Below are 12,881 nucleotides of genomic sequence, written 5' to 3'. Positions count from 1 at the left end.
ATGGCCGCGGCGCTCGCGCTGTCCGAGCGCGGGCGGGGGCGGACCGCGCCCAATCCCAATGTCGGCTGCGTGATCGTGGCGGACGGACGCGTCGTCGGGCGCGGCTGGACCCAGCCGGGTGGACGGCCGCATGCCGAGGCGATGGCGCTGGCGCAGGCGGGCGCGGCGGCGCAAGGCGCGACGGTCTATGTGACGCTGGAGCCCTGCGCGCATGAGAGCCCGCGCGGTCCGGCCTGTGCCGATGGTCTGATCGCGGCGGGGCCGGCGCGGGTCGTCGCGGCGATCGAGGATCCCGATCCGCGCACGGCGGGCGAAGGATTTGCGCGGCTGCGCGCAGCGGGGATCGTGGTCGAGACCGGTCTGCTGGCCGAGCACGCGCGGCGGGCGATGGCGGGGTTCCTGACGCGGCGCGCGCTCGGGCGGCCGCTCGTGACACTGAAGCTGGCGACGTCGCTCGATGGGCAGATCGCGCTCGCGGACGGATCGAGCCGCTGGATCACCGGGGAGGCGGCGCGCGCGCATGTCCATCTGGAGCGGAGCCGGCACGAGGCGATCCTCGTCGGGCGTGGAACGTGGGAGGCGGATGCGCCGCGGCTCGACGTGCGGCTGGCGGGGCTGGAGGCACGGAGCCCGCGGCGCATCCTCCTTTCTTCCACTCATTCCCGCGACAGCGGGGATCATGCCGGAGGCGCTTCTTCTCTTCTCTCCGCGTCTCCGCGTCTCCGCATGAAAGAAAATTTGGTTCACGCAGAGACGCAGAGACGCGGAGAAGACAGTTTGGATGCCCGCTTGCGCGGGGGAGGCGAGATCCTCGGCGCGCTCGCCGACATCGCCTCGCTTACCGGCGTCGATCACCTGTTCGTCGAGGGCGGGGCGCAAACGGCGGCTTCGTTCCTGCGCGCCGATCTCGTCGATCGGCTGCTTCTCTATCGCGCGCCGATCCTGATCGGGGCGGGCAAGGCGGCGCTCGGCGACATCGGGCTCGGCGATCTGGCGGACGCGCACGAACGGTGGCGGATGGTCGATGGGCGGATGCTTGGCAGCGACCGGCTCGAAGTCTACGAGCGCGTCCGCCACTAGAGATTGCTGAATCATGTTCACCGGCATCATCACCGACATCGGCACGGTCGACGCGATCGAGCAAAAGGGCGATCTGCGTGTCCGCATCGGCACGCGTTACGACACGGCCTCGATCGATCTCGGCGCGTCGATCGCCTGCTCGGGCGCTTGCCTGACGGTCGTCGACAAGGGGCCGGGCTGGTTCGCGGTCGACGTCAGCGGCGAGACCGTCGCGCGGACCGCCGGCGCGGTCTGGGCGGAGGGCCAGAAGATCAACCTGGAGCGCGCCTTGCGCGTCGGCGACGAGCTGGGCGGGCATATCGTGACCGGCCATGTCGATGGCGTGGGCATGATCGTCTCCGCCGATCCGGTCGGCGGCTCGATCGCGCTCAAGGTCAGGGTGCCCGACGATCTGGCGGGCTATCTCGCCGCCAAGGGATCGGTCGCGCTCGACGGGATCTCGCTGACGGTCAACACCGTCGATGACACGCCCGACGGCTCGATCATCGGCCTCAACATCATCCCGCACACCGCCGAGATGACGACTTTCGAGACATTGCAGCCCGGCCGCGCGCTCAACATCGAGATCGATGTGCTCGCGCGCTATCTCGGCCGGATGGAGGAATTGAACCATGCCCGCAAACGCTGAGATCGCGCGGCTGCGCCACGCTTTCCTGTCTTCGCCCGAAGAGATTATCGACGAGGCGCGCAACGGCCGGATGTACATCCTCGTCGACGACGAGGATCGCGAGAATGAGGGCGATCTCATCATCCCGGCGCAGATGGCGACCCCCGACGCGATCAATTTCATGGCGAAGCACGGCCGCGGGCTGATCTGCCTCGCGCTGGCGAAGGAGCGGGTCGACCAGCTCGGGCTGCCGCTGATGAGCCGCAACAACGGCACGCGCCACGAGACCGCCTTCACCGTCTCGATCGAGGCGCGGCATGGCGTCACCACCGGCATTTCGGCGGCGGATCGCGCGCGGACGATCGCGGTCGCCACCGATGCCAGCAACGGCCCGGACGAGATCGTGACGCCGGGCCATGTCTTTCCGCTCGTCGCGCGCCCCGGCGGCGTGCTGGTGCGCGCCGGGCATACCGAGGCGGCGGTGGACGTCTCGCGACTGGCGGGGCTCAATCCCTCGGGCGTGATCTGCGAGGTGATGAACGAGGACGGGACGATGTCCCGCCTCGACGACCTCGTCGCCTTCGCGCAGCGCCACGCGCTCAAGATCGGGACGATCCGCGACCTGATCGCCTATCGCCGCCGCTACGATCATCTCGTCGAGAAGATCGAGGAGGCGCCTTTCGTCTCCGATTATGGCGGCGACTGGAAGCTGCTCACCTATCGCGACAAGACCGACGGCGCGCACCATATGGTGCTGCAGAAGGGCCGCGTGATCGACGGCCAGCCGACCCTGTGCCGGGTCCACGCCATCTCGGTGCTGGATGACATGCTGGGCCAGCAGGGCGGGCGCAAGCGGCTGCTGCAGCGCGCCATGGCCGAGATCGGCCGCGAGGGCGCCGGCGTGATCGTGCTGCTGGCCAACCGGCCCGAGCCGACCGCGCGCGTCGCCGACGGGGGCGACGAGATGGACCTGCGCAGCTACGGGATCGGCGCGCAGATCCTGGCGGACCTCGGCGTCCACGATATCGAACTGCTCTCGAACGCGCATCGCAACATCGTCGCGATCGAGGGTTATGGCATCAACGTCGTCGGCGAGCGGCCCATTCCGGAGACCTTCTGATGGCGTCGTTCCTGATCGTCGAGGCGCGCTTCTACACGCACCTGAACGACCTGCTGCTGGAGGGCGCGCGCACCGCGATCGAGGCGGCGGGCCACAGCCACGAGACGGTGACCGTGCCGGGCGCTCTGGAAGTGCCCGCGGCGATCGCGATGGCGGCGGAGACGGGGCGCTATGACGGCTTCGTCGCCCTGGGCGTGATCATCCGCGGCGAGACCTATCATTTCGAAGTGGTCTCGAACGAGAGCGCGCGCGGGCTGATGGCGCTGACGCTGGACGGCATGCCGATCGGCAACGGCATCCTGACGGTGGAGAATGAGGCGCAGGCGCTGGCGCGCGCGCGGATGACCGAGAAGAACAAGGGCGGCGAGGCCGCGCAGGCCGCGATCGCGATGCTGACGCTGAAAGAGCAGTTCAGCTAAGCCGGCCGGAGCCTGCTTATGCGGCCCGATGATCGGGGACGGCTTCCGGATCGTGGCCGATCAGCTTGCGCACGGCGGCCATGAAATTGCTGACGGTCACCGGCTTCGAGATATAGCCCTCCGCGCCCGCCGCGCGGATGCGCTCCTCGTCGCCCTTGGCGGCATAAGCGGTGACGGCCATGACCGGGATGGCGGCGAGCGCCGCGTCGCGCTTCAGCAGTTCGATCAGCTCGATGCCGCTGACGTGGGGCAGCTGGATGTCCATGACGATGAGATCGGGCGCGAAATGGCGCGCGCGATCGATCGCCTCGCGCCCGTCGGGCACCGGTTCCGTCACAAAATGATGCGCCCGCAAAAGATCGCAGAACAGCTTCAGATTGAGTTCGTTATCCTCGACAACGAGCACTTTCTTCGCCACGGAACCCTCACACTCTATGCGCGACAAAACGATCACGACGGCGAAACGATCCCAAGTCTTGCATGGCGGGAACGACGCGCCAACCATTGCGTTGCGCGCGCTCGGCTGGATTTTGGGCGATGCGGACCGGGCTTCGCGGTTTTTGGCGCTAACTGGGCTGGAGCCCGAAAATCTCCGGGCACGAATTTCCGAACCCTCGCTGCACGCCGCCGTCGTCGCCTTCCTCGCGGGGCATGAAAGCGACCTGATTTCGTGCGCCGAGGCGCTGGAATTGGCACCCGAGTCGATCCAGGCGGCGGCGCGCGAGTTGCAGGCATGAGCCGGCCCTTGCTCATCACCGATTGCGACGAAGTGCTGCTGCATATGGTGCGGCACATGACCGCGTGGCTGGACGAGGCGCATGCGATCGATTTCCGCCCCGACGGCGGCTTCTTCACGAAGGCCGCGCGACGGCAATCGGACGGGTCTTTGCTCGCAGACAGCGAGATGTGGACTTTGCTCGACGGTTTCTTCCGGACCGAGATGACGCGCCAGACGCTCGTGCCGCATGCGCGGGAAGCGCTGGAGCGGATCGCCGACGTCGCCGACATCGTCGTCCTCACCAATCTCGGCGAGGAATCGCTGACCGGCCGGGTCGATCAGCTCGCGCGCTTCGGGATCGAGCATCGCGTGATCTGCAACGGCATGGGATCGAAGGGCGATCCCGTCGCACGACTGGTCGCGGAATATCGCCCGTCGGTGGCGGTGTTCGTCGACGATCTGGCGGTGCATCACGCGGCGGTGGCGAAGGCCACGCCCGACGTGTTCCGCCTGCACATGATCGCAGAGCCCGAGATCGCCGCGCAGGTCGGCCCTGCGCCCGATGCGCATGCGCGGATCGACGACTGGGCCGAAGCGGTCGTTTGGGTCCTGGCGCGTTTCCAGGGCGAGACGGTTGCGGCCTGAATGAGGATGATGAACGGATGAGCATCGACGATCGGCTGGCCGAACTCGGCCATGAGCTGCCGCAGGCGGCCGCCCCCGTGGCGGCCTATGTGCCGACCGTGCTGGCCGGCGGGCTGCTGCATGTCTCCGGACAATTGCCGTTTCGCGACGGCGCGCTGATGGCGGGCCGCTGCGGCGAGGATCGCGACGAGGCCTATGGCACGCTGGCGGCGGAACGCTGCGGGCTGATGCTGCTGGCGCAGGTGAAGGCAGCCCTGGGATCGCTCGACAAGGTCGAGCGGGTCGTGAAGCTCGGCGTGTTCGTGAATTCGGCGCCGACCTTCAGCGCGCAGCCGAAGGTGGCGAACGGCGCGTCCGAGCTGATGGTCGCGGTGTTCGGCGAGCCCGGCAAGCATGCGCGCAGCGCGGTGGGTGTGCCCGTTTTGCCGCTGGGCGCGGTGGTCGAAATCGACGCGATCTTCGCCGTCCGGGCCTGATCGCGTGAGCGAGGTCGTGGCGCGGATGGCGGGCGGGATCGCCGCCTTCTCGCAGCCCGACTGGGATGCCTGCGCGGGCGACGACAATCCGTTCGTCAGCCACGCTTTCCTGTCCGCGCTCGAGGATTCGGGCAGCGCGGTCGCGCGGACCGGCTGGCAGCCCGTGCCGATCGCGATCGACGATGCGCAGGGGCGGCCGGCGGCAATCCTGCCGGCTTATGCCAAGACGCACAGCCGCGGCGAATATGTGTTCGATCACGGCTGGGCGGACGCCTGGCAGCGCGCGGGCGGGCAATATTATCCCAAGCTGCAGATCGCGGTACCCTTCTCGCCCGTGCCCGGGCCGCGGCTGCTGCTGCGCGACGAAAGCCTCGCGGCGGCGCTGATCGCGGCGGCGGAGAGCGTCGTCGTCCAGAACGATCTGTCGTCGGCGCATGCGACCTTCCTCGCGCCGGAGCAGGTGCCGCTGTTCGAGGCGGCGGGCTGGCTGATCCGCACCGATACGCAGTTCCATTGGGCCAATCAGGGCTATGGCGACTTCGACGATTTCCTGGGCGCGCTCGCATCGCGCAAGCGCAAAGGCATCCGCAAGGAGCGTGCGACCGCGCGCGAGGGCCTCGACTTCGTCCATCTGACCGGGCGCGAGATCGAGGAGCGGCATTGGGATGCCTTCTGGCGCTTCTACCAGGATACGGGCGCGCGGAAGTGGGGCACGCCCTATCTGACGCGGTCGTTCTTCTCGCTGCTCGGCGAGCGGATGGGCGACAAGGTGATCCTGATGCTGGCGCTGCGGAATGGCCAGCCGATCGCGGGCGCGCTCAATCTCGTCGGCCGCGAGACGCTGTACGGGCGCTATTGGGGGTGCATCGAGGAGGTGCCGTGCCTCCATTTCGAGCTGTGCTATTATCAGGCGATCGATGCCGCGATCGCGCGCGGGCTGAAGACGGTCGAGGCAGGGGCGCAGGGCGATCACAAACTGGCGCGAGGCTATGAGCCGACGCTGACCTGGTCCGCGCACTTCATCCCGGATGCGGGCTTCCGGCGCGCGGTGGACGATTATCTGGCGCAGGAGCGCGCGGCGATCGAGCGCAACGTCGAGGCGCTCGCCGAAGAGCTGCCGTTCCGGAAGGGGTAGGCGATCCCATGTCGTTTGCTTCGAGCGGAGATCGAGCACCGTCGAGATCGTAATCGAGACGGTTCTCGACGGACGTATCTCGGCTTCGCTCGATACTGCTCGAACCGAACGGCCAATCGGGGATCAGGCCGCCTTGCGTTCGATCTGCGTAATCGTGGCGCGGGCGAGGCGCTGGGCCTCGACGATCTCGCGCCCTTCCATTTCGGCCGCGATCTCGGCGCGCCAGGCCAGAGCCGGGCGATAGCCGCACAAGGCCGCCACGTTGAGCCAGCGATGCGCCTGGACCAGATCGAGCGGCAGGCCGTCACTGCCGCTGGAATAGGCCATGCCGAGATCGAATGCGGCTTCCGCGCTGCTCGCGGTCCGGACGCCTTCGGCGCCGTTCACTCCGAAAAGATTGCTCATGCCCACCATCCCTTTACGCAACTGCCTTCCTGCTCATTAACGACAACGCTTCGTGAACCTTGAGGGGCGCTGTGACGCTTTTTCGGAGTCCGTTGCCGCGCGGATGGGCATCGCCTAGACCCACGGCCCATGTTCCAAGAGGGTAAGAGCGCTTCCGTGGCCGCACATCGCATCGTCTTCGCCAACGAAAAGGGCGGATCCGGCAAATCCACCAGCGCCGTCCATGTCGCGATCGCGCTCGCCAGCGCGGGCCGCAAGGTAGCGGCGCTCGACATGGACACGCGCCAGCGGACGCTGGGCCGCTATCTCGACAATCGCGCGGCGATGGCCAAGACGCTCGATCGCGAACTGGCGACGGTGCGCTACGAGACGTTCGACGCCGCCAAGGGCGTGCCCGTCGCCGAGCGGATCGACGCGCTTGCCGAGGGCATGGACGTCATCGTCGTCGATACGCCCGGCAACGACAACGAACATGTCCGCACCGCGATCTCCTCGGCCGATACGCTGGTGACGCCGATCAACGACAGTTTCGTCGATCTCGACCTGATCGGGCAGGTCCACCCCGAGACGTTCAAGGTCACGCGGCCGAGCTTTTATGCCGAGATCGTCTGGGATGCGCGCAAGGCGCGTGCGAAGGCGGACGGCGCGACGGTCGACTGGATCGTGCTGCGCAACCGCCTCCAGCATCTGGAAGCGCGCAACATGAAGCGCGTCGCGGCGGCTTTGGGCGAATTGTCCAAGCGCGTCGGCTTCCGCACGATCCCGGGCCTGTCCGAGCGCGTCATCTATCGCGAGCTCTTCCCCAAGGGACTGACCCTGCTCGACCTCGGCGCGATCGGCCAGGAGGCGGGCATGGCGCATATCGCCGCGCGGCAGGAGCTGCGCGAGCTGATCGCCGGCCTGCAGCTGCCTGTGCTGGAGCCCGCCGAAAAGGTCGCCGAGCCCGCATGATGGGCCTCCTGCTCCTCGCGGCGGCAGGGATCGCCTATTGGGCGTGGAAGACGCGGGACTGGAAGACGTTGCGCTTCGGCGATGTCGCCGCGGTCGTCGCGGCGCTGATCGGCATGCGCCTGTTCAGCCGGGGCGAGGCGCTGCCCGCGCTCGTCGCGATCGGCGGGGCGGGCTGGTGGCTGTGGTTCCGCAAGCGCGGCGGCGGCGCGGCCGAAAGCGGCATGTCGACGGACCGGGCGCGGGCGCTCCTCGATGTCGGCCGCGGCGCCAGCGCCGAGGAGATCCGCGCCGCGCATCGCCGGCTGATCCAGCGCGTCCACCCCGACGTGGGCGGCTCGGCGCATCTTGCCACCGAAATAAATCAGGCGCGCGATGCGCTGCTCGCAACGGATGTGAAACGATAAACGTTACTATGGCGATTAACGCGCGGCCGATTCCGGCCTGACGCCCTCCAGGAGGATCCATGACGCATCGCTTCGACCCTACTTCTCTGCGCGAATATGACATTCGCGGCGTTGTCGGAAAGACGCTGGGGACAGAGGACGCCTATGCGATCGGGCGCGGCTTCGCGACCCACATCCGCCGCGCCGGCGGTACGCGCGTGGCGGTGGGCTGGGACGGGCGCGTCTCGTCCGAAAGCCTGCGCGACGAGCTGATCCGGGGTCTCACCGACAGCGGCGTCGATGTCGTCCGCACCGGGCTCGGGCCGACGCCGATGCTCTATTATGCCGAGGCGACCTTGGAGGTGGACGGCGGCGTCCAGATCACGGGCAGCCACAATCCGGCCGAATATAACGGCTTCAAGATGGTCATCCAGCACAAGCCCTTCTTCGGGCAGGACATCCAGTCGATCGGCAAGATGGCCGAAGAGGGCGACTGGGACGAGGGCACGGGCGACGTCACCGATGCCTTCGTCGAGGATCTGTATGTCGATCGCCTGATGGCCGGCTATGCGGGCGGCGCGTTCCGGATCGGCTGGGACAATGGCAACGGCTCGGGCGGGCGCATCCTGGAGAAGCTCGTCGAGAAGCTGCCGGGCGAGCATCATCTGCTCTACACCGAGATCGACGGCAGCTTCCCCAACCACCATCCCGATCCGACCGAGGAAAAGAATCTCGCGGACCTGAAGGCGCTCGTCGCCGAGAAGGGGCTCGATTTCGGGATCGCCTTCGACGGCGATGCCGACCGGATCGGCGCGATCGACGGGCTCGGCCGCGTCGTCTGGGGCGACCAGATCCTGTCGATCCTGGCCGAGCCGGTGCTGAAGGCGCTGCCCGGCAGCACGATCATCGCCGACGTGAAGGCGAGCCAGATGCTCTACGACCGGATCGCGGAACTGGGCGGCGAGCCGCTCATGTGGAAGACCGGCCACAGCCTCATCAAGGTCAAGATGAAGGAGACGGACAGCCCGCTCGCAGGCGAGATGTCCGGCCACATCTTCTTCCGCCACGAATGGTATGGCTTCGACGACGCGCTCTACGCGGCGGTCCGCCTGCTCGGCGCGGTGCGGATGTCGGGCAAGACGCTGACGGAGCTCAAGGGGGCGATGCCGGAACTGGTCAACACGCCCGAGATGCGCTTCCAGGTCGACGAGAGCCGCAAGTTCGCGGTGGTCGACGAGGTGCTCGATCGGCTGGAGACGTCGGGCGCCGACGTCAACCGGACCGACGGCGCGCGCGTCAATACGCCGGACGGCTGGTGGCTGCTGCGCGCCTCGAACACGCAGGACGTGCTCGTCGCGCGCGCCGAGGCGAAGGACCAGGCGGGTCTCGACCGGCTGATGGCGCAGATCGACGAGCAGCTCGCGCTCTCGGGCCTCGAGCGGGGTCCGCAAGCGGGCCATTGATATCGTGAATGCCGCCGGGCGGGTTGCGGCTCCCGCCCGGCGACTGTCGACGAATGGGTGGGGGCCATTCGCCGAACCTCGTTCAGCCGATCAGCGCGGGCCCTCGCTCTGGGGCAGCGCCATGCGATCCACGTCCTTCTGCGTTTCCTGCTTCTCGTGCGCCTTATCCATGTGGGCGAGCGCATCGCGGACGCCCTGCGCATAAGCGGGATCGATCTGCTCGAAATGGCCGAGTTGGCGATCGATGATGAATTGCGGGATGCCGTGCATCGCGGCCGCCAGATTGGCGTAGAGCCGGCCCTTCTGGCCCTCGTCGAACATCGCCCACAGCGCGCGCGGCTGCTTGAAATCCTCGTTATTCTCGCGGTGATTATAGCGCTTGGCGACGCCGTTCACGGGCAGCGGCGGCTCGAGATAGGACGGGTCCTCGGCCGGGCCATCGAAGCTGTTCGGCTCGTAATAAGCCTCCGGATTGCCGTTGTCGGCGAAGAAGCGGAGCAGCCCATCCTTGTGATAATGGTTCACCGGCGACTTGGGCTGGTTGATCGGCAGCGCCTCGTAATGCGTGCCGAGGCGATAGCGATGCGCATCGGCATAAGAGAAGATCCGCGCCTGGAGCATCTTGTCGGGCGAGAAGCTGATGCCCTTGACCACGTTGGACGGGCTCATCGCGATCTGCTCGACCTCGGCGAAATAATTTTCCGGATTGCGGTTGAGCTCGAGCTCGCCGACCTCGATCAGCGGGAAATCGGCATGCGGCCACACCTTGGTCAGATCGAACGGGTTGAAGTCGGTCTGTTCGGCCTGCTCGATCGTCATGATCTGGACGTACATCGTCCATTTCGGGAAATGGCCGGTGTGGATCGCGGTGTAGAGCTCCTCCTGATAGCTCTCGCGGCTCTTGCCGATGATCTCGCCGGCCTCGTCGTTCGTGTAGAATTTGTGGCCCTGCTGGGTCTTGAAGTGGAACTTGACCCAGTAGCGCTCGCCCGCATCGTTCCAGAACGAAAAGGTGTGGCTGCCATAGCCGTTCAGATATTGCGGGCCGACCGGCAGGCCGCGATCCGAGAAGAGGATCGTGATCTGGTGGAGGCTTTCGGGTGAGAGCGACCAGAAATCCCACATCGCCGTCGGCGAGCGCAGATTGGTGCGCGGATGGCGCTTCTGCGTGCGGATGAAGTCCGGGAATTTGTACGGATCACGCACGAAGAAGACGGGCGTGTTGTTGCCGACCAGATCCCAATTGCCGTCTTCGGTATAGAATTTGATCGAGAAGCCGCGCACGTCGCGCTCGGCATCGGCCGCGCCCTGTTCGCCGGCGACGGTGGAGAAGCGCAGGAAGAGCGGAGTCTCCTTGCCGACTTCGTCGAACAGCTTGGCGTTGGTGTATCGGGTGACCTCGGTCGAGGTGATCCTGAGCGTGCCATGCGCGCCCCAGCCCTTGGCATGGACGACGCGCTCGGGGATCCGTTCGCGATTCTGATGCGTCAGCTTCTCGATCAGCTGATAATCCTGGAGCAGGAGCGGCCCGCGCTCGCCGACCGTCATCGCATTCTGATTGTCGCCGATCGGGGCGCCTGCGGTCGTCGTCAGCGTCTTGCGGTTGCGGGGGTCACTCATCGCGTCTCTCCATCTGCTGCGCGATCAGTGCCGGGACGCGATTGATCGATCCAATGGCAAAAATCGGTGTGAGATATCGAGGGATACGATTTTAACGTCCGAGCACGAGCCCCATCGTCACGGCAGCGAGCCGGGCGGCGACAAGGCCCGAAAGCTGGTGGCGATCGTCGCGCGAGGGGACATATTCGACGAGCGCGAGGCCGGCGATCTCGGCCTTGGCGGCCACCCCGCGCAGGATGCGGACCATGTCCTCATAGGTCAGCCCGCCCGGCGTCGGCATGTTGACCGCCGGCAGGACGGCGGGGTCGATCCCGTCGCAATCGATCGACAGGAAGACGCGCGCGCCGGGCTCGATATGGTCGAGGACCGCGGCGGGGCCCTGTTCGTGCAACGCATAGCTGGAGACGAGCTTCGAGCCGAAGGCGCGCGCATCGTCATGCTGCCAAGCTTCGCCCGAGCCCAGGCCGCGGATGCCGACCTGGACCATCGCGGTCACCGCCGGGCATTCGGACGCGCGGCGCATCGTCGAGCCATAGCCGTAGGGATTGCCCTTCAGCACATCGGCCCAATCGACATGCGCGTCGACCTGCAGGATCGTGATCGGGCCATGGCCTTCATAGGCCGCGATGACCGGGATCGGCACCGAATCATCGCCGCCCAGCACGATCGGCACGGCGCCGGCCTCGAGGATCTTGGCGACGGCGGCGCGGATGCGCTCGCGATTGGCCTCGCTCTCCCAGGCGCTCGTCGGGACGTCGCCGGCATCGACGCAGCCGCGTTTGTCGTCCTTGTCTGGGAAGATCGTGGCGTCGACGTCGAAATCATATTGGCCGAGCGACGCGCCGAACTGCGCCGATGCCTTGCGGAGCATCGCCGGACCGTCGGCCGAGTGGCTGCGCTCGCCCGCTACATAAGGCGAGGCTTCGGACGCGCCGAGGACGACCACCCTGGCGCCGGCCAGCGCATCGAGATCGGCCGAGGGGAGGCCGACGAAATTCTTGGCGGCGGGGCTGGTGGCGGAGGTTTCGGTCATCCCGCCGAGACGTTTCGAAAGCGTCGGCGGTTCCGCGTCGGTTCTGCGCGATTGTTGGATCAATGTAGGATCCGGTTCGGCACATCATCGGGATGATCCGATTCGACATGAGCGGCCGCACGCTGGCGGCATTGGGCTATCCCGCTGGTGAAAAAGGCGGTTCCGGCTTTTACACCGCCTTGTTTGCCTTTGCGGCCGAGCGGCCGCCCGATGCGGTGCTGACGGCGATCGGTGCCGCCGGTGCCGAACATCTGGCGCGCTACGGAATGACCACGCCCGCGCGGCTGGCGGAGTTCGTCGCGCAGACCGCGCACGAGACGGGCGGCTATCGGTGCTTCGAGGAGAATCTGCGCTATTCGGCGGCGGGGGCTCGCGCGGACCTGGCCGGGACGCTTCGCGCTCGATCCCAAGGCCCCGACCAAGCGTCCCAATGCCAGAGCGGCGGCGCTGGCGGGCAAGCCCGAGGCGATAGCGAACAGCGTCTATGCGCGGCCGGCGGAGGGCAATGTCGCCCCCGGCGACGGCTGGCGCTATCGCGGGCGGGGCATGTTGCAGCTGACCTTCCGCAACAATTATCGGGCGGCGGGCGCGCGGCTGGGAATCGATCTTGTCGCGCATCCGGAGCTAGCGGCGGATCCGGCCGTATCGCTGCACATCGCGCTCGATTTCTGGACACGGGCGGGGGTCAACGCATGCTGCGACGCCGGCGATTATTTCGGTGCGCGCGGGCTGACCAATTGTGGTTCGCGGACGCCGAAGGTCGCGCCGATCGGACTGGCCGACGTGGCGGCGCGGCGGGCGCGGCTGCTGGGCGTGCTCGCCTGAG

17 protein-coding genes are annotated in these 12,881 nt (G+C 67.2%); 12 read left to right on the top strand and 5 right to left on the bottom strand.

Translation table 11 applies throughout. From position 1 onward, the window contains the following. Genes ribD through ribH form a run of 4 tightly spaced genes read left to right on the top strand, consistent with a single transcriptional unit; the run spans position 1 to position 3,226 of the window. Complete coding sequence (gene ribD, locus Q4F19_RS05705; protein WP_303540608.1) at positions 1–1,080, top strand: bifunctional diaminohydroxyphosphoribosylaminopyrimidine deaminase/5-amino-6-(5-phosphoribosylamino)uracil reductase RibD; 1,080 nt, start codon at positions 1–3, stop codon at positions 1,078–1,080. Positions 1,081–1,093: 13 nt separating this feature from the next. Beyond that, entirely contained in the window at positions 1,094–1,708 is a 615-nt protein-coding gene (locus tag Q4F19_RS05700; RefSeq protein ID WP_303540607.1) for a riboflavin synthase, read from the top strand. After that, positions 1,692–2,807 carry a 3,4-dihydroxy-2-butanone-4-phosphate synthase gene (gene ribB, locus Q4F19_RS05695; protein WP_303540606.1) on the top strand — a complete coding sequence of 372 codons (1,116 nt, stop codon included), beginning with the start codon at positions 1,692–1,694 and terminating at the stop codon, positions 2,805–2,807. Before Q4F19_RS05700 ends, ribB begins: the two co-directional genes overlap by 17 nt. After that, positions 2,807–3,226 (top strand): 6,7-dimethyl-8-ribityllumazine synthase, encoded by a 420-nt coding sequence (gene ribH, locus Q4F19_RS05690; RefSeq protein WP_303540604.1) that lies wholly within the window; start codon positions 2,807–2,809, stop codon positions 3,224–3,226. Before ribB ends, ribH begins: the two co-directional genes overlap by 1 nt. 16 nt (positions 3,227–3,242) lie before the next feature. Here the strand turns inward: ribH and Q4F19_RS05685 are convergent, their stop codons facing one another. Next, entirely contained in the window at positions 3,243–3,644 is a 402-nt protein-coding gene (locus tag Q4F19_RS05685; protein ID WP_303540603.1) for a response regulator, read from the bottom strand. Between the two features lie 16 nt (positions 3,645–3,660). Here Q4F19_RS05685 and Q4F19_RS05680 point away from each other — a divergent pair, with 16 nt between their 5' ends. The 4 genes from Q4F19_RS05680 to Q4F19_RS05665 are packed head-to-tail and all read left to right on the top strand — an operon-like array spanning position 3,661 to position 6,200. Next, on the top strand, positions 3,661–3,963 hold the full coding sequence (locus tag Q4F19_RS05680; protein ID WP_303540602.1) for a DUF3572 domain-containing protein: 303 nt from the start codon (positions 3,661–3,663) through the stop codon (positions 3,961–3,963). Then, the gene (locus tag Q4F19_RS05675) at positions 3,960–4,589 is read left to right on the top strand and encodes an HAD family hydrolase (RefSeq protein WP_303540600.1); all 630 of its coding nucleotides are present in this window, start codon (positions 3,960–3,962) and stop codon (positions 4,587–4,589) included. Before Q4F19_RS05680 ends, Q4F19_RS05675 begins: the two co-directional genes overlap by 4 nt. A gap of 17 nt (positions 4,590–4,606) precedes the next feature. Then, positions 4,607–5,065, top strand: coding sequence for a RidA family protein (locus tag Q4F19_RS05670; RefSeq protein ID WP_303540598.1), 459 nt, complete (start codon positions 4,607–4,609; stop codon positions 5,063–5,065). Positions 5,066–5,090: 25 nt separating this feature from the next. Then, on the top strand, positions 5,091–6,200 hold the full coding sequence (locus tag Q4F19_RS05665; RefSeq protein WP_303541015.1) for a GNAT family N-acetyltransferase: 1,110 nt from the start codon (positions 5,091–5,093) through the stop codon (positions 6,198–6,200). A 123-nt stretch (positions 6,201–6,323) separates the two neighbouring features. Here the strand turns inward: Q4F19_RS05665 and Q4F19_RS05660 are convergent, their stop codons facing one another. Further along, a complete protein-coding gene (locus tag Q4F19_RS05660) occupies positions 6,324–6,605 on the bottom strand; it encodes a hypothetical protein (protein ID WP_303540597.1) in 282 nt (93 codons plus the stop codon). A 129-nt stretch (positions 6,606–6,734) separates the two neighbouring features. Between Q4F19_RS05660 and Q4F19_RS05655 the strand changes: the two genes are divergently transcribed. Genes Q4F19_RS05655 through pgmG form a run of 3 tightly spaced genes read left to right on the top strand, consistent with a single transcriptional unit; the run spans position 6,735 to position 9,402 of the window. Then, on the top strand, positions 6,735–7,556 hold the full coding sequence (locus tag Q4F19_RS05655) for a division plane positioning ATPase MipZ (protein WP_303540595.1): 822 nt from the start codon (positions 6,735–6,737) through the stop codon (positions 7,554–7,556). Next, the gene (locus Q4F19_RS05650) at positions 7,553–7,960 is read left to right on the top strand and encodes a J domain-containing protein (protein ID WP_303540593.1); all 408 of its coding nucleotides are present in this window, start codon (positions 7,553–7,555) and stop codon (positions 7,958–7,960) included. The genes Q4F19_RS05655 and Q4F19_RS05650 overlap by 4 nt, the downstream gene beginning before the upstream one ends. A 59-nt stretch (positions 7,961–8,019) precedes the next feature. Next, positions 8,020–9,402 (top strand): phosphoglucomutase/phosphomannomutase PgmG, encoded by a 1,383-nt coding sequence (gene pgmG / locus Q4F19_RS05645; RefSeq protein ID WP_303540592.1) that lies wholly within the window; start codon positions 8,020–8,022, stop codon positions 9,400–9,402. 90 nt (positions 9,403–9,492) lie between these two features. On the opposite strand, the gene Q4F19_RS05640 is transcribed toward pgmG, so the two are convergent. The 3 genes from Q4F19_RS05640 to Q4F19_RS05630 form a co-directional block, all read right to left on the bottom strand. Then, positions 9,493–11,022 (bottom strand): catalase, encoded by a 1,530-nt coding sequence (locus Q4F19_RS05640; protein ID WP_303540590.1) that lies wholly within the window; start codon positions 11,020–11,022, stop codon positions 9,493–9,495. Between the two features lie 91 nt (positions 11,023–11,113). Next, entirely contained in the window at positions 11,114–12,055 is a 942-nt protein-coding gene (locus Q4F19_RS05635) for an arginase family protein (protein WP_303540588.1), read from the bottom strand. Positions 12,056–12,114: 59 nt separating this feature from the next. Beyond that, positions 12,115–12,369 (bottom strand): hypothetical protein, encoded by a 255-nt coding sequence (locus Q4F19_RS05630; protein WP_303540586.1) that lies wholly within the window; start codon positions 12,367–12,369, stop codon positions 12,115–12,117. Between the two features lie 13 nt (positions 12,370–12,382). On the opposite strand from Q4F19_RS05630, the gene Q4F19_RS05625 reads away from it, so the two are divergent. Beyond that, a complete protein-coding gene (locus Q4F19_RS05625) occupies positions 12,383–12,880 on the top strand; it encodes a glycoside hydrolase family 19 protein (protein ID WP_341850163.1) in 498 nt (165 codons plus the stop codon). Position 12,881 lies beyond the last annotated feature (1 nt).

It is taken from the genome of Sphingomonas natans (assembly GCF_030546695.1).
GTDB classification, from domain to species: domain Bacteria; phylum Pseudomonadota; class Alphaproteobacteria; order Sphingomonadales; family Sphingomonadaceae; genus Sphingomonas_I; species Sphingomonas_I natans.
The sequence above is the reverse complement of the archived record's forward strand: the minus strand, read 5'-3'. Positions and strand labels throughout refer to the sequence as shown.